Below are 18160 nucleotides of genomic sequence, written 5' to 3'. Positions count from 1 at the left end.
CTATTGGACTATCACCGACTGATTTTTTGGGTACTTAACCTGATATTTTAACCGCAACTGTTTTTCTGCCTGCGAATTTACAACTAAACTCCATGAAGTTTTGCCTGTAAGTTTATCTACTTCGGCACCGGTTACTTCCTGGGCGGTTACCTCTATATCAGCATTACGCGATATTGGTATTTGATCTTCTATTATCAAATTAACGGGCTGGTTTTTGCGATTTTTAATGGTTATCAGCCAATCGCGCGTATCCTTTTTGTTAGACCCGAAGCTTTGTTTTTCACTTAGCTCCTTCTGTAATGTACGTGTTACCACTATATTTTTATCTACACCTAAAGATAAATTCAGCGTATCAGCAGCTACGTGCGTATCTATCAATGATTTCCCAATAAAGGTTCCTTCAAAGAAAAGATTCGCCTCGCCGCTTAAAAAATTAAATTTATTCCAGTCGGTAATACTGGCTGTCAGGAAAACATCTGTACTCAGCTTCGGGGCAACATAATAATGGTAACCGGCCTTTGTATCAATCTGGTCTATCTCTACCAGGTATTGCTTGCCATCTGCCGGGATGGTATAAGGATTATCAATATTAAATTCTACGTTGGTTTGGTTTTCCGTTTGATTGACCGCGACCGGGATGGATTGGATGCTTGACGCACCGCGTATCATAATGCCTGCAGCTTTACTATTTAACGTTGCTACGCTTGCAGATACATCTCTTTTATACTGCGGTTCGCTCGAATAACCCGTAACAACTACTTCGTTCAGCGCTTTTGCATCGGCTTGCATAACCACATTCATTATGCTACTATTTGCAAGCAATTCCTGGTTTGAAAAACCAATGAAGCTGAATACAAGCGTAGGGCTGTTTGCAGGCACCTGTAAACTATAGTTTCCGGCAGCATCCGTTTGCGTACCGATAGAAGTGCCCTTAACCCTTATAGCAACGCCCGGTAATGGCTGTCGGTCATCTGACGAGGTGATGTGGCCTGTAACCTTGGTAATTACATTTGGCCCGCCGCCATAATACATACCAAAAGTTAAATAATCGGGGTTTAATTGCGGTTTGCTGCCGCTTACCGTTGGGTTACCGGTAGATAAGGTAAGCTTCACGTTTTTCCATTCTTCGCCGCATTGCTGCGATACATTGGCTTTGTAAGTAATGCTGATCGGGCTGTTAACATCCTTCGCCCTAACATCGTATGTTGGGTACCACCCGGCATTTTTTACCAGGTAAGTAATGGTAAAAAGCGACTGCAATGCCGTTTTAGATGACACTGTAACCAATACATTGCTGGTTGCCATGCTGGTTTTTTTAACCACTTCGGCGATTTGCTTATCAAATTTCGTCAGTTCGTTCCTGAATGTGTAAATATTGCTGTTAATGATTTGTTCACGCTTTTTCAGATCGGTTAAGCGCTGTGTTTGAAAATCAAGTGCCTGTTTCAATTTAACCAGGTCGAGGTTGGAATTTTGACCGCTCACTACCTGGTTTTTACTCAACATCTCGGCCTCTTCCCTATTGATGGCCAGTTTACTGCTTTCCAGTTCGATTTTTTCTCTTAATACTTTTTGCTGGGCAACCAATTCTTCAACCTGTTTTAACCTTACTTGTTCGCCAAGATAGTTCAACTCGTGCTTAACGGAAAGGATTGTAAATTCGCCGGCGGCTTTTACCTGTAAGCTTTGCACATCTATATCAGGCGAAAGACCTTCAAAAATTAAGGTGGATGTACCGGCGGCGATTTGTGCGTTTGCGGTTCGGGTAACCTGGGCACCGTTTAAAAATACGGTAACTTTCTGCACTTTTGAAGAGATCTTATCTCCATCGTAGGCATTGGTAATTTGATGGCAAATGAACAGGCAGACAACAAGTAATAGCTTTTTCATAAATTATGCGTTTTATTTACTTGTATGATGCAAGCACCCGCGCAATTCCATAAATAAAATTTATTTTGCCTGTATAAATTGCACCAGCGCCAAAACAGAGTCGTTAATTTTGTCGAGCACTAATGATGGCATGATACCTAACGCCAAAGCGATAATGGCCAATGGCAGCAGTGTGGCGGTTTCCCTGATGTTAATATCCTTTAACGCGATCTTCCAAAACTCGCCGCCCTTAAGCGATACCGTCCCGAAGAACATGCGCTGCAATGTCCACAAGAAGTAGGCTGCACTTAATAGTATACCTACCGATCCGCAAACGGCCATCCAATATGGTAGCAACCCATTAACGCTGTGCGATTTAAACGCACCGGCTAAGGAGAATGCTTCGGCCACGAAAGCCGAAAAACCCGGCAATCCCAGTGAAGCAAAAAATGCGACCATTACATACACGGTATAGCGCGGCATAAGTGTGCCTAAGCCACGGAAATGATATATATCGCGGTCGTGCACCCGGCTGTAGATGACGCCTACCAGGAAGAACAGCATAGTTGATAAAAATCCGTGGCTTACCATCTGCAGTACCGCGCCGCTGATACCTTCGGCCGTTTGCGAGGCAATGCCCAGCAACACAAAACCCATGTGCGATACCGATGAGTAAGCGATCATCCGCTTCAGGTCCCGCTGTGCAAGCGCGTTAAACGCGCCGTATAAGATGGAAATTACCCCTAACAAACCCAGCCACCAGGCGCCTGAATATGCAACATCTGGAAAGATGCTCATGCAGATTCTGATAATGCCGTAACCGCCAATCTTGAGCAGGATACCCGCCAGGATAATAGATACCGGTGTAGGTGCCTCCACGTGCGCATCCGGCAGCCAGGTATGCAGCGGCACAACCGGTACTTTAATAGCAAAGGCAATAAATAATACTACGAAACCAACAGTGCGTGCCGGCATGCCCAGAATTGTCTGGTGGCTTAACACCGAGAACACCGACCCGTCGATGAAATTTTTGGGGTTCATCATTTGTACCATATTAAAGGTATGGTTACCGGTAGCGGGGTCTTTAACGCTCAGGTACAGGCCCACCATCACCAGCAGCATAAATACCGAACCGAAAAGGGTATATAGGAAGAATTTAATTGCAGCGTACTCGCGGCGTGCACCTCCCCACATGCCTATCAGGAAATATAACGGCAGCAGCATGAGCTCGTAAAACGTGTAGAAAAGAAAGAAATCCAGCGCGCAAAAAACGCCCATCACCGCCATGTCCAGCAGTAAAAACAATGCGAAAAAACCCTTGAGATTGCTGGTTATCTCCCACGATGCAATAGCGGCCACCACCATTACCAACGATGTCATAACCAGTAGCGTGATCGAAATCCCGTCTACCCCAACAAAATATTCTATCTGCATTTTACCTGCGCCGCCCAGGTTAAGCCCTATCCAGGGCAGCTTTTGTACAAACTGAAACTGCTCTTCGTGACTGATACCGCCGTATGACGGACCTGTTTTAAAGTTCAGGTACATCATGATACTGAACCCCAGCTGTAGCAATGTAGCAAACAACGTAATGTACTTAAAACTTGCCCGGGCAGACGACGGCAGGATCAATATGATCAGGCCGAACAGCACGGGTGTAAATATGAGCAGGGTTAAAATATTCATCAGTTCCAGATCAGTATTTTTAAAATAAAAACTACAATCACCGCCAGCAGCATGCTAAACAGGTAGTACTGCACCCTTCCGTTTTGAAAGCGGCGTGCAAAACCACCTATCGACTGCACAAACAGCGCGGTAAAGTGTAAAAATCCATCTACAATATTTTTGTCGAGCCATGCCGCCACAGCAGCTATGGCCCTGCCAACCTTTTCGATTAGGTTTACTATTCCGTCTATAACTTTGCGGTCAAACCAGTACAAAGCGCTGCTGAATGACATAACCGCTTTTACAATCACCTTGTTATAAAAGCTGTCGATATACCACTCGTTGAACGAGATGCGCTGCAGCAGGCTTGGTTGCGCGGGTACCAGATTAGGCTGTTTTACATATATCCGGTAGGCATAAAAAATAACGCCAAGGCTTATCAATGTAATAACAACCGGTACCGTATGCTCAAAAATGGACGCTGTATAGTCTTTATAAGTCGAAAAGCCGTAAAGCAACCAGCTATTTGTAAACGATAATGGGTTAAAGGAAAATAGCGGGAAGAGGCTGCAAATGGATAACAATATCAATGGCAAAACATAACGCCAGCCGCCATCTCCAATGTGCAATTGTACATGCGGGTACAGGGTAGCCAATTTAATGTCACCATAAAATACTTTAAGGATCATGCGGGCAACGTAAAAAGCGGTTAACCAACTGGTGATGCTTGCTATAACCGGTATCAGCATTAACGCGCCACCTTTGTGCCCGGCCCATTCAAAGGCCTGCACTAAAATACCGTCTTTTGACAAAAAGCCGGATGTTAGTGGCAAACCTGCTAATGCCGCTCCGCCTACGAGTGTAGCTATAAAAGTTACCGGCAGTTTTTTTCGCAAGCCGCCCATGTTAGCCATATCCTGCGGATCGATATCAAGGTCATTATCTTCTTTAATGTGTTTGATCTGGTGGATAACAATGCCGGCGCATAAAAAGAGCAGGCACTTGAAAAAGGCATGTGTTACCAGATGAAACAAGGATGTAGCATACGCTCCGATGCCCATAGCCATTACCATATAGCCCAACTGGGATATGGTAGAGTATGCCAGGATGCGTTTCAGATCGGTTTGTGTAAGGGCAATTGTGGCTGCCATAAATGCTGTAAAGCACCCGATGATAGCTAATAAGGTTAATTGATCCGGAGTAAATAATGGATACACCCGGCCTAACAAAAACACACCGGCAGCAACCATTGTAGCGGCATGGATAAGGGCCGATACCGATGTGGGTCCTTCCATGGCATCGGGTAGCCAGGTGTGCAGGGGAAACTGTGCCGATTTAGCCGCGACCGCTAAGAAAATGCCTCCGCAAGCTACATACTGCCATACAGCCGGGATCTGGCTAATACCACGCACCCACATGCCGTTTTTAAACACCGAACCGGCTACAAGCCCGTCGGGTTTAAACAGCTGGTCGATATCCACCGTATGATACTGGGTAAAAATGATGATGATGGCAATCAAAAGTCCGATATCGCCAATGCGGTTCATGATAAAAGCCTTTTTGTTAGCCTGTACAGCAGCCGGCCTATCGAACCAGAAACCGATAAGCAGGTACGACGAAAAACCCACCAGTTCCCAAAAGGCATAGAGGGTGATCAGGTTATCCATTACCACCATTGCCAACATGCTGAAACAGAAAAAGCTCAGGTACCGGAAATAGCGGCTGTAACCGGCATCGTCCTTCATGTAAGCGGTGGAGTATAAATGTACCGGCAATGCGATAACCGATACCAGGCCAAGCATCATTACAGAAAGATTATTAAGCAAAATGCCTGCATAGAAATAATTTTCCCCTATCTGGAACCACTGTAATTTAATATGAATTTGCTGAATGTTAAAAACCCGGTTAAATACAACAACAGCTAATACACTGCTGATAAAGACAGTCCCGGTAGATACCCAACCTGCAAGCTTGCTTTTCGCTAGTAACAAAAAGTTTATTAAAAACGCGGCAAAGGGCAATACTACCGCTGTGATAGCGAAGTATACCGTTTGTGTTTGCAGATATGTTAACGCGCTATTCAATTTTCCGGCAGGTTTAGCTCAATGTTTACGGTTGCCGGCTTGCGGTTTTTACCTGTACCACCCGGTCCGCTGAAAGTTACTGTTTTGATATCTGAGTTATATACCTCCAATAATCTGATCAGGTCTTCTTCATTTCCACCTGTCAAAATGGTTCCGTTGTTCAAGATGTAATTTACACCGCTGTCTTTTCCACGGCGGCCCCTGATGTACGTTTTATAGGCTTTTGAAAGCGTCCCGAACTTCCATTGATAAAGCTTTTTGCCATAAACCTTTGTAGTTACGCTAAATGTGGTATCGTTTTCTTTAGCACCGGCAAACTTTGGCGCAATAAGCGTATCAATTTTAAGGATCTTATCCGGGTCGATATCGGTTAGCTTACCGCTTGCGGGCTCCTCATTCAAAATAAAAGGTTTGGAGCTTGGCTGCCCTTTAGGCATTGGCAATAACACGTTAGCCGGCTGGCCGGCCGGCAACACTTGTTTAGTCTCGATGATCAAAGCACCGGCAGCTGCCTTCTGCCCGTAAATCATTTTGGCCCCCTTGCTTTTTATAACTGATATATCCGTAAAGCTTTTAGGGTTCAGATCCTGCAGGCGACCATAATAAGGGTTATTATTCACCAGTACATAAGGGCGGTCGCTATCATTAGGCGGATCTTTCAGGGTCAGTTTTTTGGTAACACTATCCAACGAGATGAACGGATACGCCGTTTTTTCCTCTTTCTCTACAGCTTCTTCCATCCGAGCAGAGCCCCCCGCCGAGCGGTGCCTTACCGAATGCCTCGCTTTCTTTTTTGCCGCGTGCTTCTTCCTTGTTTGTGCAAAGGCACCAACAGCAAATATCATCAACAATAGCAAAAGGAGTTTCTTCATTATCAATCTCTCAGTTGGGTAATTTTATCAGGGTCAATGGTCTTGTATTGCTTGTAAACGTTCAGTATAATAGCCAGTGCAACCGCGGTTGTAGCCGCTGCAAGTATAATGGCAAAAAGGGCGAACACCTGCCCGCTGTTATTAATGCGGTCATATTTACCAAAAGCCACCAGGTTTAATATGGCGGCGTTCAGCATCAGTTCTATCCCTATCAATATTTGGATAGCGTTTTTCTTGGTAACAATAATAAACAGCCCCACACAAAACAGCACGGCGCTCACCAGCATAAAATCAGTTAATGCTATCATCCGCGCATGTCCTCCTTCCGCGATAAATGGGCGGCACCAACCAGTGCCAGCATCAGCAGTATGGATATCGCCTCGAACGGCAGCAAATAACGGGTCATTAAGTTGATGCCGATATTGTTGATCATCGATTCGTTAACATCTATAACATTTTTCACGCCGTTAGCTTCTTTGATCCATTGAAGATTTGCTACATCGGCCTTAAAAATCACATTGATCAGAACAATTAAAAACAGTAATGCCAGCAGCACCGACGGCAGGTTTTTCAAATTTATAAAGCGGTTGGTTTGCTCCTGCGCGGCAGCAAGTGCTTCTTTACCCGATAGCATGAATGCGAACAGGATAAGCACCAAAATTCCACCAACGTAGATCACTATTTGCGTAACTGCCACAAAATCGGCCAGGGCCAAAACATATAATCCGGCTAACCCAAACAGTGTGATAAAAAACATAAAGATGCTCCGCACCAGGTTTTTGCTAAAGGCAACTGTTAACGCCGAGGCCAGTGTTACACAACCCATCAGATAGAAAAGCGCCTGCATCATATTCATTCGTTGCCCTCCTTAGCTTTCATAGCAGCTAATTTAGCTGCCTGCTTCTCGGCGGTTTGTTTTTCCAGCAGCATGCGTTTTTCTGCTGCATCCTCAGGTGTCATGTCAGCAAACTCGTAATTAAGGTCGGCCAGTTCAAAAACAGTTTTATCATACTGATTGGTCATTACAATGCACTCCGTTGGGCATACTATAGTACACAAGCCGCAGTACATACACTTGGCCATATCAATATCGAACTTGGCCGCATACAATAATTTTTTAGATCCGTCGGATGTTTCGCCTATCGAGCCCTGGGTTGATTTGATCGACTCGATGTCGATGCAATTCACCGGACAAATCTTGGCGCAAAGGTCGCACACTATACAGTCGTCAATCTCTACTTCCAGCTGGTAACGGCCTACTTCGGGCACCGGCAATTCCTGGTGAGGATATTGAATGGTATTGGTATCGTTTTGGCGCTTAAAATAATTATCGTCGGTAACGGATACAATTTCGCGTTTAGCATTCCCGGTAAACAGGTGCTTCATGGTAAGGGATAGCCCCTTCCATGCAGTAGTAAATCCGTTGAGTGCGTTCTTTAACAATTTATGAACCGTTGATTTTAATGATTAAATGATTCCGTTGATTTTATTTTTTACCTGCTATTTTACTTAACATAATTACACTCTCCCCTCACATCACCCAAAGCCGCCACACACCTGATATCAGCATGCAGGCAAATGCCATCGGCGTTAATACCTTCCAGCACAGGTTCATGAGCTGATCTACGCGTAAACGCGGCAGGGTCCACCTTATCCACATCTGTACGCCAACCAGGGCCAGTGTCTTCAGCAGGATCCAAACAATGCCCCAAATAGTGCCGGTTGTCCAGGTAGCCAATGTTACCGGACCCATGTTTGGCAGTGGGGAATTCCACGCGCCTAAAAACAGCACCACCCCTATCATCGATACCAGGTACATCATCGAGTACTCGGCCAAAAATACCAGTGCAAATTGCACCCCGGTAAATTCGGTATGAAAGCCGGCCACCAATTCAGATTCCGCCTCGGGGATATCAAACGGGGCACGGTTACTTTCGGCCAGCGACGCTATAAAATAGATTACAAATGCTACCAGCAGGTGCGGCGCCTGGAATATGTTCCATGACAGGATACCCCCTATTTTCGATACGTCCCAAAAGCCAAAAAACTTTGCCGGCTCTGCCGAAAGAATTCCCTGTTGCATGGCTATTTGTTGCAAATTTAGCGTTTGCGCAACCATCACAGCTGCTATAATAGCAAACCCTGCCGGAATCTCGTAAGAGATGATCTGCGCGGCAGAGCGCATGGCGCCCAGAATAGAATACTTATTATTTGATCCCCAGCCGGCCATCAGGATGCCAAGCGTTTCGATAGATATGATAGCGAAGATATAGTAAAGCCCAATGTTGATGTTTGCAGGGGCAAGGCCAGGCCCCCAGGGTAATGCGGCAAACCCCAGGTAAACGGCAATAAAGATGATGCCGGGGGCCATTAAAAACAATACTTTATCGGCAGCCGCCGGGATGATCACTTCCTTTTGCACCAGTTTAACCATATCTGCAAGGGTTTGCAACGAGCCAAACTTGCCGGTTTCGGTTGGCCCTAAACGGTTCTGGATAAAAGCGCTCACCTTGCGCTCGGCATATACGCCAAACATGGTAAACAAGCCCACAAAAGCAAACAGGCCCGCTGCTATTAAAAAATATGTAAAATAAAAATTCAAGGGCATTTGCTTTAGCTGCAAACTTAATAAATGCCGGGGATAGTTTAACCGCAGATCAAACAGATTTATAGGATTAGCCTGTTCTTGTTTAGTGACAGGCGAAACACGTTAACGTACCCTCATAGCTAACACTCCCTTACATCAACAAACTCGCTCTTTATCTCATTACCTAAAAACACGGAGGCGTTGTGATCAAAGTTCATTACATCATCCATTGTGGTATAAAACTTACGGTTACCGGTTTTCGTAAGCACCTGCTCAATCCCGGCATGGCGCTGCAGGTAATCAACAAGGCTGGCGGCAACGATATCGCCTTGCGAAACTACTTTTATATGGCCGGGCAGGTGGGCCTTAATTTTGTTATATAACAGCGGATAATGAGTGCAGGCCAGCAGCACGGTGTCTATATCCGGCGATTGCTGCATTAATTGATCCAGGTACAGTTGCACGTAGTAATCGGCACCGGGTTTGTCATGCTCGCCGCTTTCTATCAGCGGTACCCAAAGCGGGCAGGCTTGCTGATAAACTTTAAGAGCGGGTGCAAAATGTTCTATCTCTAGCAAGTAGGAGCCTGATTGTACAGTTCCGGTGGTACCCAACACGCCAATTTGTTTGCTTGTGGTGTAATTGCCAATTACTTCTGCCGTAGGGCGGATCACACCCAATACCCGTTTATCCGGATGGGATTTAGGAAGGTCCTGCTGCTGAATGGTGCGCAGGGCTTTTGCCGAAGCTGTATTACAAGCCAGTATCACCAATGGGCAGCCTTGTTTAAACATCCATTGTACGCATTCCCAGGTGTATTGGTGTATCGTTTTAAATGACCGGTTACCATACGGCGAGCGGCCGTTATCTCCCAGGTAAATATAATCGTAGCCGGGCAACTGCTCAACAATGGAGCGAAAGACAGTAAGGCCGCCAATGCCCGAATCAAATACTCCTATTGGGGATGCCATATACACAAAAATAAAAAAAGCGCCCTGATGCAGGGCGCTTTTACAAATAATTAAATTCTGTGGCTTATTTGATACCTAATTTCAGTTTAACTGCAGGCATCAGGTCATCACCCGGAGGGGAAACGATCAAATCTGTTGATGTGCTGTTGATAACATAGGTATAACCTTTTTCTTTAGCTACGGCTGCAACTGCAGTACGTACTTTAGTAACCAATGGAGTAGTTAACTCGTTACCTTTAGCTTCAACAGATTGTGAAGCAGTAGTTTGGTAATCCTGGAAACGTTTGCTCAGATCCTGTAATTCGTTTTCTTTAGCAACACGTACAGCATCTGTCATGCTTGCTCTTTTGTCCTGATACTCTTTGCTTTTGTTCTGCAATTCGGTATTTAATGCAGTAAGCTGATCCATAAATGTTTTTTTATAGATATCGATCTGAGAGTTTAATGTTTTAAATTCAGGTAAAGCGGTTACAACCTGGTCAAATTGCAGGTAACCAATTTTAGCCTGGGCATTGGCAAAGTTGCCTGCAAATAACAATCCTGCTGCAACTAAAGCAACTTTAAATAGTTTTTTCATTTCTGTTTGTTCTCTGGTGTTTAAAAAATAGTTCGATTTTAAATTTTATTTTTATTTAGCAAGTACGCCGGGTTTAAGCCCTAACCTTGTAATTACATCGCTGCTTTTATCATAACGCGGGCTTGCATATAGCATGATCACCTCGCTGTTTTTATCAAAGATCATATCAAGGTTATCACTTTCGGCAACTGCCTGTACAGCCTTAGACACTCTATCCTGAATTGGTTTAATCAAAGATGTACTCTTCTTAGACAACTCACCATCCGGACCAAATTTTGAGCGCTGAAAATCTTTGGCCAGCTTTTCTTTATCTACAATCTCGGCCTCGCGGCGTTTGCGCATATCGGCAGTCATCAAAACCTGATCGGCCTGGTACGCTTTGTACAAACGGTCAATTTCCTGAAAGCGGCCGTCAACTTCTTTTTGCCACTGCTCTGACAAAGACGCCAACTGCTTCTGCGAAGACGCGTACTCTGGCATGTGTTTTAAAATGTAATCCGAATCAACGTATGCAAAACGCTGTGCCAGTGCAGCTGTAAAAGCTGTAAAAGTAAAAAATAGTATTAATATAATCTTCTTCATAAATCCTTTAACAAATTTAATTAAATCCGCCGCTTATACTCTGTGAAATTGTAAAGTGGAAGTGGCCCTTGTTGGCATCAACCTGTCCCGGTATCTTATCAAATCCGTAACCGTAATCAAGCCCAAGCAAACCAAATATCGGTAAAAATATTCTTGCGCCCACACCAACAGAACGCCTAACGTTAAACGGATTAACCTTGTTAATATTATCCCAAACGTTACCACCTTCAGCAAATGCCAGTAAGAAAATTGTAGCAGATTGGCCTGCAATAACCGGATGGCGCAGCTCCATAGTAAACTTATCGTAAATGGCACTACCCTGGTTGGTATTGGCATTCAGGTTCGATCCTTCGGGCACGATAGAGAAGTTCTCATAACCCCTTAAGCCGATGATATCTGTACCTTGTAAAAACTGGTAACTCTGCATACCGTCACCACCTAATTTAAAGCGTTCAAACGGCGACTGGCCAACCAGCTTGTTGTAAGTACCCAGATAACCAAACCTGGTTTGCGACATCAGGACCAGCTTACCGGTAATTTTAGTAAACCACTGGGCATCAAACTTAACTTTGTAATACTCTACAAAGTGGTAGCGCTGCTCTGGCGTGGCAATTTTGTAGTTGGTATTGTTAAACAGCGAGTATGGCGGCGTAGCCTGTAACGTTAACTTGATGTTTGAGCCGGATGTTGGATAGATAGGCGCATCAACCGAGTTACGGCTAAAATCCTGCGTTAACTTGATGTTGTAAGATGTACCGTTGTTGAACAGATAGCCGGGATAGTTATCCAGGTTATAGTGGTCAAAGTTTAACGAGTAATTTAACTGGAAGTAGTTATCCGGCCAGTTTAAACGTTTACCTAAGGTAACACCCACACCGTTAATTCGCAGATTGTTATAGCGCGAATCGCTTTTTGCATAGTACTGGCCTGTTGAGCTTCCCTGTGTATAAGCAGATACCGCGAAGTAGATAGGTTTTTTACCACCTAACCATGGCTCAGAAAAGGTGAACGAGAAATTTTGATAAGTACGACCGCTCGACTGACCCCTTAAGCTTAGCTTTTGCCCGTCGCCTTTTGGCAGCGGTTTGTACGCTTTACCATTAAATATATTACGTAACGAAAAGTTGTTGAATGTTAAGCCCAGGGTACCTACCAGCTGGCCACCACCAAAACCACCCGATAGCTCGATCTGATCTGACGGTTTTTCAACCACGTTATAAACCAGGTCAACGGTACCATCGGCAGGGTTAATATTGGTTGGTTTCGGTTCGGTCTTTTGCTCATCAAAGTTACCTAACTGGCCAATTTCACGGGCACTGCGTATCAGCAATTCCTTGTTAAACTTCTGCCCCGGTTTAGTACGGATCTCGCGAAGTACAACCTTGTCATTGGTAACATCATTACCTTTTAGCATTACACGGTTAATGGTGTATTGCGGGCCCTCGTAAACGCGGATATCGATATCTACCGTATCATTGTAAATGCGGGTTTGTACAGGGTCGGCATTAAAGGTAAGGTAACCATCGTTAAGGTATAGTGATGATACGTCATCATTACTTGGCGTTGGGCCGCTAAGCCTTTTGTTCAGTTCCTCTTCGCTAAAGGTTTGGCCTTTGGCAATAGTTAACACACGGTTTAAAATTTCGCTTGGGTATTTAGCATTACCGGAAAAGGTGATGTTACCGAAATAATATTTAGGGCCTTCATAAACCTTGATCTTCACATCAACGGTTTTATCATCATGCCTGGTTACCGTATCACTAATGATCTCCGCATCACGATAACCTTTTTTCTGCATGGTTTCTACCAGTGACTGTTTATCTTCCTCATATTTATCCTGCTTAAACTTCTTCGATCCGAAGATGTTATAAAAGCGGCGCTTACGTGTTTTTGGCAGATATTTACGCAATTTAGCATCAGAGAACGCCTTGTTACCTTCAAAGGTAACATCGTTTATCATCACCTTATTTTTCTTATCAACGGCAACATCCAGTATAACGCTATTGGGATCACCGGGATCTTTGGTTTGTTTAATATCTACCGTAGTATTAAGATAGCCCTTTTCGTTAAAGTGCTTTTTAATGATAGCCGTAGTAGTGCTCAGCAAGTTCTCGTTAACGATCTTACCTGTTTTATCGCTTAGCTTTTTAGTAACATCTTCAATTTCACCCTTGCGGATGCCGGTAATATGCAGCCTTGACAAACGCGGGCGCTCCACCACCGCAATTTCAAGATAAACGGTATCCGCCTTGATGCGCAGCACATTTAACTGTACATCATCAAAAAGGCCCTGTTTGTACAGGTCTTTAATCACGTTGGCATTCTGCTCGCCGGGAAGGTTAATTTTTTCGCCCTTGTTAAGTTTAGATATCTGCAGCAGAACATCTTTGTCCAAATATTTAGCGCCCGAAATTTCGATGCCCCCAATAATATAATCCTTAGGATTAAGGTAGCTTAAACTATCGGCAGGTATAGATTTTGCAAGCGGCGCCCGTGATGATATTCCGGATATCTGTGCAAAGGTGGTAGCGCTTATAAAAGAGAAAAGTATAGCAAAAAAAACTTTATTCATTCGAATATTTTAGTGGGCTAAAAATAATTTATACAGTTGTTAAAAAGTGTTAAAAGTAAAAATTTAGTTTACCTGCTCACTTGTCTTCCCAAAACGGCGTTCGCGCTTTTGATAATCCAGTATGGCTTCATACAAATCCTCACGCCTGAAATCGGGCCATAATTTTGAGGTAAAATAAAGCTCGGCATAGGCAATTTGCCAAAGCAGGTAATTACTAATGCGGTACTCCCCACTGGTCCGTATCAAAAGCTCAGGGTTGGGCATACCGGCCGTGTATAAATTATCTTCAAACATTTTTTCATCAATATCACCCGGCTGCAGCTCGCCGCTTTGCACTTTGGCAGCCAGGCTGGCGGCCGCATGCACTATTTCCTGGCGCGAACTGTAACTTAATGCCAGTGTTACCACCAGGCCGGTATTTACCGATGTTTTTTCAATAGCGTTAGTTAATTCCCTGTGGCATTTGCCGGGCAGCTGGCTAAGATCGCCGATGGCGTTTAAGCGCACGTTGTTTTTCATCAGCTTGGCAATCTCTTTATTAATGGTGCTGATCAGCAGCTCCATAATAGCGGTAACCTCAAATTTGGGCCTGTTCCAGTTTTCGGCGCTAAAGGTATAAAGGGTTAAGTATTCTATACCTAATTCACCCGCGCCCTCAACTACATCACGTACAGATAGCACGCCGTTATGGTGGCCAAACACTCTTAATTTGCCTTGCCCTTTCGCCCAGCGGCCGTTGCCATCCATAATAACGGCTACATGACGCGGCAATTTCTGCAAATCAATCTGATCCTTATAACTCATTTTCAAGGGGCTTTTAACTGCTTTTTTAAGGCAATTAAATACAATGCTTTGTTAAAATTAAACCTCTTTTAAGCAAAGCTTTCGACAACTTATGCTATTTTTTTCAGGTGACAAAGGTAAAACTTAATTGTATTTATTTTAGTATGCCGTGAAAAAGAAATAAATCGGCTTTTTGGTAAATGCATGGAGCTGACAGCTTTGGATAGTTATAAAGCAAAACGCCGTTGCTTAAAGCAACGGCGCTAAATTACAGTTGATCTTTTATGGTCAATAAACTTGTTTATCCTGCATTAATTTTATATCCGCCGGGGTTATATCTGCCACGGCATATTGTTGAACGCCGGTTATCTTCATCTCATCCAATGTATTAACCAAATTTTCATAAACCGAGCTTTGGGCTGGTTTTATCAGTACGATCATGCTTTTGCCCGTGGCCTTTTTTACCCTTGCCTGCATGTTTACAATTACCCGGCGGATGCCAAGCCTGTTAAAATTGGTAAGGGTTGGCGGGACTAATGGTTTGCCAGCCTCTCCTGTATAATAAAGTATCTGATCATTTTTACCCAGGCAAATGGTCATGGTACGCAGGTTGGATACGGCGCCCGGCTCGTCGTCTACTGGCATTACCAGGTTCATTGCTTTGGGTTTGGCTAATGTAGTTGTCAGGATAAAAAAGGTGATGAGCAGGAAGGCAAGGTCGACCATTGCAGTAAGGTCTACCCGTAGCGGTGCTTTTGCTGTGCGGGTACGGCTGCCTTGTTTTTGCGGGGTTGCGGTTAATTCGGCCATGACATTCAAATTTAAGGTTTATAATTTGGTTAATTAATCATTAAACGCTTAAAATTAATGCAATGTTGCATAAATCAGAATATAATTCTGTATTATTTTTATTTACCAGAATTTAATTCTCAAAATAACACTTTTGGGTTACAAATGTGTAAGAAAGAGTAAAGCCGGCAAACATATAAATATCATGCGGCTTAAAATCGCCACGCTGTGAACCTGGTGTACCTATGTAACTGCCGCCCGTACGTTCACCCGACCGATCGGCAAGGATAACAGAAGTTGGATTTGGCAGAGACGATGGGTTTGCGTAAACACCGCTAACATCGTCCAGATAATCAGTATTGGTATACCTATAGCCTAATTCGGCAGCTACGGTCCATTTGCCGTGAAAATTATACTTAAACCCGGCACCGTAAGGTATAACAACAGCATATTGTTTATAAGGCACAGGCTGCCCTTCGGTACGCAGGCTGCGCAGGCCAATTTTTTCGCCATTGTAAATGGCCCTTGGCGCGTATGAGGTTAAACCGCCTCCTACAAAAATATAGGGTGTGTAACGATTTTTGGTAACGTCGGGAATATACTTCATAAAATTGAGCTCGGCCTGCATGCTCAACTCCTTAAGCGGATCAACAAAACTGAGGTTGCGGTTACGAACTTGCTGGCCGTTTGATGTACTATCGGCACCGCTTATCTGCCCGTAGGTAAAGTTAAGTTTGGCAGCCAGGTAACCGTTAAAATTCCGTTTAACAAACACCCCTACCGAACCGCCGCTGGGTTTTACAGGATTATTGGTATTAAGGTCGCCGATGTAGCCTGCACCACCAAGAGCACCGCCTACTTCCCAGGTTTGGGCGTTTACACTAACAGAAATTAATACAAGTAAAATTGCTGCTAAAAGCTTTGGCATTAAGGCAAATTTAATAATTACGGGCATCCAATCCCCATAACAACTTGTTCCTTAACGTTGATAAATAGCTTTCATTATTCAGCCGGATGAGATTAAGCTGAAAACCCGCCTTGTAAACCCTGAACTGCATTGTTTTATCGATGATGGCTGTGCGGCTGTCGCACGATACGATATAGTTGGTACCGCGGCACTCCACTTCAAAAGAAAGCGTGCTGGTATCCGGTAAAATTATTGGCCGCACATTTAAATTATGAGGTGCTACCGGGGTTAGTGCTATACTATTGCTCTGCGGGAAAATGATTGGCCCGCCACAACTAAGCGAGTAGGCGGTTGAACCTGTAGAGGTAGATATGATGATACCATCACCCCAGTAAGAGTTTAGGAACTCATCGTTTAAAGATACATGTGTGGTAATCATGGCCGAGTCGTCGCGCTTATGGATAGTTACATCATTAAGTGCAAAATTATCATCGCCAAATATTTTCTGGTCAGAATCTATCACCAGCAACTCGCGGCTATCAATAGTGAATTCTTTATTAACTACTGCGTGTATGGCAGCGGTAATGTCGTTTTTATTGATACTGGCCAAAAAGCCCAGACGACCGAAATTGATCCCGATTACAGGTACGCCGGTATCGCGGATAAGGGTGACCATATCCAGCAGGGTTCCGTCGCCGCCTATCGTGATAAATATATCTATCACTCCTTTAATCATATCACCCGCTTGCAGCACCTGGTAAGCCGAAGTATCAATATTACCCTGAAGATTATCGTTTAACTGATGATGGAGGTATATACTGACATTATGTTGCGCTAAACATTCAAATACCTGGCGGATGTATGGAAAAACCGAAGGGTCGTTAAACTGCCTGCCGTATACTGCTATATTCATATGATAGTGCGAATATCAGAACTTTGAATGTGAATTATGGTAGTATTGTTTTAAATAATAACGATTTGGAATTTCTACATCCTCAAAACTCCGGAAAGCGAAAACAGATAATTTCTTAAGCCTCAACTTCCAGCTTATATCCTTTACCGCGTAAAACCACGATGTTGATGTTCGGGTCCAACTCCAGTTTTTTCCTGAGTTTTGATATGAACATATCCAGGCTACGGCCTACGATAACGCCCTCATCCTCCCAAATCTCCTTTTGCAGACGGCTCCGTTCTATCGTCTGGTTTGGAGACAATGCGAAAATGCGCAGTACACGCGTTTCCGTTCCGGTTAGGTGTATGGTAGTGCCGTTGATGATCAGCTGTCTGTGCTTTTCGTCAAATAAGACGGAACCTAATCTGATCATGCCCGTATCCTGATCATTCCCGGGTAAAGTTCTTCCAGGTTTAACCGTTCTAAAAAAAAGAAAGCCAACAAATGCTAAAAATGGCAGGCTGCCTAAAAGGTAACCACTCTTTACAGTGTCTATGCCCGAGGGTTTAAACTTAATATCGACTATATAACGCGCGCTCGGTTGCTTCCTCCCTTTACACGGTACAATATCATCCTTTTTATTTTTGGATATCGCATACCCATAGGCTACACCGGGGCTGGCAGGGTTCAGCACATTAACCACATAATTACCTGCCAGCGGATCATCGGCGAGCAAACGGCGGGTAGTATTCGCCAGTGAATCCGTTTGAAAAGTAAACGCCTTCTCAAAACTGATCTGGTATTCGCCCTCAGCGATCTTTTTTACCGGGAGCACTCTTGATGTACTGTCACCTGACTGTAATAGCAGTTCATGCCCTATCCTGCGGAGCAAGACTTCCCGCCTGGCCATAGCAAAGTCGTCGCCACCTGTAATACGGAAAGCTGCGCAGACAGTAGCAGTAAACAAAAGCAGGATCGATGCGACCATGTACTTGCCTTTCCCGTACAGG

Annotated in this window: 17 protein-coding genes; all 17 read right to left on the bottom strand. The window is 44.2% G+C overall.

Annotated elements, in window-relative coordinates:
• Positions 1-1890, bottom strand: coding sequence for a DUF4139 domain-containing protein (locus tag ACE5CV_RS13100; protein ID WP_374950630.1), 1890 nt, complete (start codon positions 1888-1890; stop codon positions 1-3).
• A 60-nt stretch (positions 1891-1950) separates the two neighbouring features.
• The gene (locus tag ACE5CV_RS13095; RefSeq protein WP_374950629.1) at positions 1951-3555 is read right to left on the bottom strand and encodes a NuoM family protein; all 1605 of its coding nucleotides are present in this window, start codon (positions 3553-3555) and stop codon (positions 1951-1953) included.
• A complete protein-coding gene (gene nuoL, locus ACE5CV_RS13090) occupies positions 3555-5618 on the bottom strand; it encodes an NADH-quinone oxidoreductase subunit L (RefSeq protein ID WP_374950628.1) in 2064 nt (687 codons plus the stop codon). Before nuoL ends, ACE5CV_RS13095 begins: the two co-directional genes overlap by 1 nt.
• Positions 5615-6490 (bottom strand): hypothetical protein, encoded by an 876-nt coding sequence (locus ACE5CV_RS13085; protein ID WP_374950627.1) that lies wholly within the window; start codon positions 6488-6490, stop codon positions 5615-5617. Before ACE5CV_RS13085 ends, nuoL begins: the two co-directional genes overlap by 4 nt.
• Before the next feature lie 2 nt (positions 6491-6492).
• Positions 6493-6798 (bottom strand): NADH-quinone oxidoreductase subunit NuoK, encoded by a 306-nt coding sequence (gene nuoK / locus ACE5CV_RS13080; RefSeq protein ID WP_374950626.1) that lies wholly within the window; start codon positions 6796-6798, stop codon positions 6493-6495.
• Positions 6795-7346 (bottom strand): NADH-quinone oxidoreductase subunit J, encoded by a 552-nt coding sequence (locus ACE5CV_RS13075; protein ID WP_374950625.1) that lies wholly within the window; start codon positions 7344-7346, stop codon positions 6795-6797. The genes nuoK and ACE5CV_RS13075 overlap by 4 nt, the downstream gene beginning before the upstream one ends.
• Positions 7343-7933, bottom strand: coding sequence for a NuoI/complex I 23 kDa subunit family protein (locus ACE5CV_RS13070; protein ID WP_374950624.1), 591 nt, complete (start codon positions 7931-7933; stop codon positions 7343-7345). The genes ACE5CV_RS13075 and ACE5CV_RS13070 overlap by 4 nt, the downstream gene beginning before the upstream one ends.
• 88 nt (positions 7934-8021) lie before the next feature.
• Entirely contained in the window at positions 8022-9098 is a 1077-nt protein-coding gene (gene nuoH, locus ACE5CV_RS13065) for an NADH-quinone oxidoreductase subunit NuoH (RefSeq protein WP_374950623.1), read from the bottom strand.
• 119 nt (positions 9099-9217) lie between these two features.
• Positions 9218-10048 (bottom strand): glutamate racemase, encoded by an 831-nt coding sequence (gene murI / locus ACE5CV_RS13060; protein ID WP_374950622.1) that lies wholly within the window; start codon positions 10046-10048, stop codon positions 9218-9220.
• 64 nt (positions 10049-10112) lie between these two features.
• A complete protein-coding gene (locus ACE5CV_RS13055) occupies positions 10113-10625 on the bottom strand; it encodes an OmpH family outer membrane protein (protein ID WP_374950621.1) in 513 nt (170 codons plus the stop codon).
• A 51-nt stretch (positions 10626-10676) separates the two neighbouring features.
• Positions 10677-11207 (bottom strand): OmpH family outer membrane protein, encoded by a 531-nt coding sequence (locus ACE5CV_RS13050; RefSeq protein ID WP_374950620.1) that lies wholly within the window; start codon positions 11205-11207, stop codon positions 10677-10679.
• Positions 11208-11223: 16 nt separating this feature from the next.
• Positions 11224-13779, bottom strand: a complete 2556-nt coding sequence (bamA, locus tag ACE5CV_RS13045; RefSeq protein ID WP_374950619.1) for an outer membrane protein assembly factor BamA — start codon at positions 13777-13779, stop codon at positions 11224-11226.
• Positions 13780-13842: 63 nt separating this feature from the next.
• Positions 13843-14583 (bottom strand): isoprenyl transferase, encoded by a 741-nt coding sequence (locus ACE5CV_RS13040; protein WP_374950618.1) that lies wholly within the window; start codon positions 14581-14583, stop codon positions 13843-13845.
• Positions 14584-14850: 267 nt separating this feature from the next.
• Complete coding sequence (locus ACE5CV_RS13035; RefSeq protein ID WP_374950617.1) at positions 14851-15372, bottom strand: ExbD/TolR family protein; 522 nt, start codon at positions 15370-15372, stop codon at positions 14851-14853.
• Positions 15373-15484: 112 nt separating this feature from the next.
• A complete protein-coding gene (locus tag ACE5CV_RS13030; protein WP_374950616.1) occupies positions 15485-16279 on the bottom strand; it encodes a DUF6089 family protein in 795 nt (264 codons plus the stop codon).
• A gap of 10 nt (positions 16280-16289) precedes the next feature.
• The gene (locus tag ACE5CV_RS13025; protein WP_374950615.1) at positions 16290-17171 is read right to left on the bottom strand and encodes an NAD kinase; all 882 of its coding nucleotides are present in this window, start codon (positions 17169-17171) and stop codon (positions 16290-16292) included.
• Between the two features lie 115 nt (positions 17172-17286).
• Positions 17287-18159 carry a winged helix-turn-helix domain-containing protein gene (locus tag ACE5CV_RS13020; protein WP_374950614.1) on the bottom strand — a complete coding sequence of 291 codons (873 nt, stop codon included), beginning with the start codon at positions 18157-18159 and terminating at the stop codon, positions 17287-17289.
• Between the last annotated feature and the right edge of the window lies 1 nt (position 18160).

It is taken from the genome of Mucilaginibacter sp. (assembly GCF_964263795.1).
Classification (GTDB): domain Bacteria; phylum Bacteroidota; class Bacteroidia; order Sphingobacteriales; family Sphingobacteriaceae; genus Mucilaginibacter.
The sequence above is the reverse complement of the archived record's forward strand: the minus strand, read 5'-3'. Positions and strand labels throughout refer to the sequence as shown.

Bases quoted from the DNA above. Each gene is read 5' to 3' on its own strand.
- ACE5CV_RS13055 (WP_374950621.1), bottom strand. From the start codon at position 10,625: ATGAAAAAACTATTTAAAGTTGCTTTAGTTGCAGCAGGATTGTTATTT.
- ACE5CV_RS13075 (WP_374950625.1), bottom strand. From the start codon at position 7,346: ATGAATATGATGCAGGCGCTTTTCTATCTGATGGGTTGTGTAACACTG.
- ACE5CV_RS13025 (WP_374950615.1), bottom strand. From the start codon at position 17,171: ATGAATATAGCAGTATACGGCAGGCAGTTTAACGACCCTTCGGTTTTT.
- bamA (WP_374950619.1), bottom strand. From the start codon at position 13,779: ATGAATAAAGTTTTTTTTGCTATACTTTTCTCTTTTATAAGCGCTACC.
- ACE5CV_RS13050 (WP_374950620.1), bottom strand. From the start codon at position 11,207: ATGAAGAAGATTATATTAATACTATTTTTTACTTTTACAGCTTTTACA.
- ACE5CV_RS13100 (WP_374950630.1), bottom strand. From the start codon at position 1,890: ATGAAAAAGCTATTACTTGTTGTCTGCCTGTTCATTTGCCATCAAATT.
- murI (WP_374950622.1), bottom strand. From the start codon at position 10,048: ATGGCATCCCCAATAGGAGTATTTGATTCGGGCATTGGCGGCCTTACT.
- ACE5CV_RS13035 (WP_374950617.1), bottom strand. From the start codon at position 15,372: ATGGCCGAATTAACCGCAACCCCGCAAAAACAAGGCAGCCGTACCCGC.
- ACE5CV_RS13095 (WP_374950629.1), bottom strand. From the start codon at position 3,555: ATGAATATTTTAACCCTGCTCATATTTACACCCGTGCTGTTCGGCCTG.
- nuoH (WP_374950623.1), bottom strand. From the start codon at position 9,098: ATGCCCTTGAATTTTTATTTTACATATTTTTTAATAGCAGCGGGCCTG.
- ACE5CV_RS13040 (WP_374950618.1), bottom strand. From the start codon at position 14,583: ATGAGTTATAAGGATCAGATTGATTTGCAGAAATTGCCGCGTCATGTA.
- ACE5CV_RS13030 (WP_374950616.1), bottom strand. From the start codon at position 16,279: ATGCCAAAGCTTTTAGCAGCAATTTTACTTGTATTAATTTCTGTTAGT.
- nuoK (WP_374950626.1), bottom strand. From the start codon at position 6,798: ATGATAGCATTAACTGATTTTATGCTGGTGAGCGCCGTGCTGTTTTGT.
- ACE5CV_RS13085 (WP_374950627.1), bottom strand. From the start codon at position 6,490: ATGAAGAAACTCCTTTTGCTATTGTTGATGATATTTGCTGTTGGTGCC.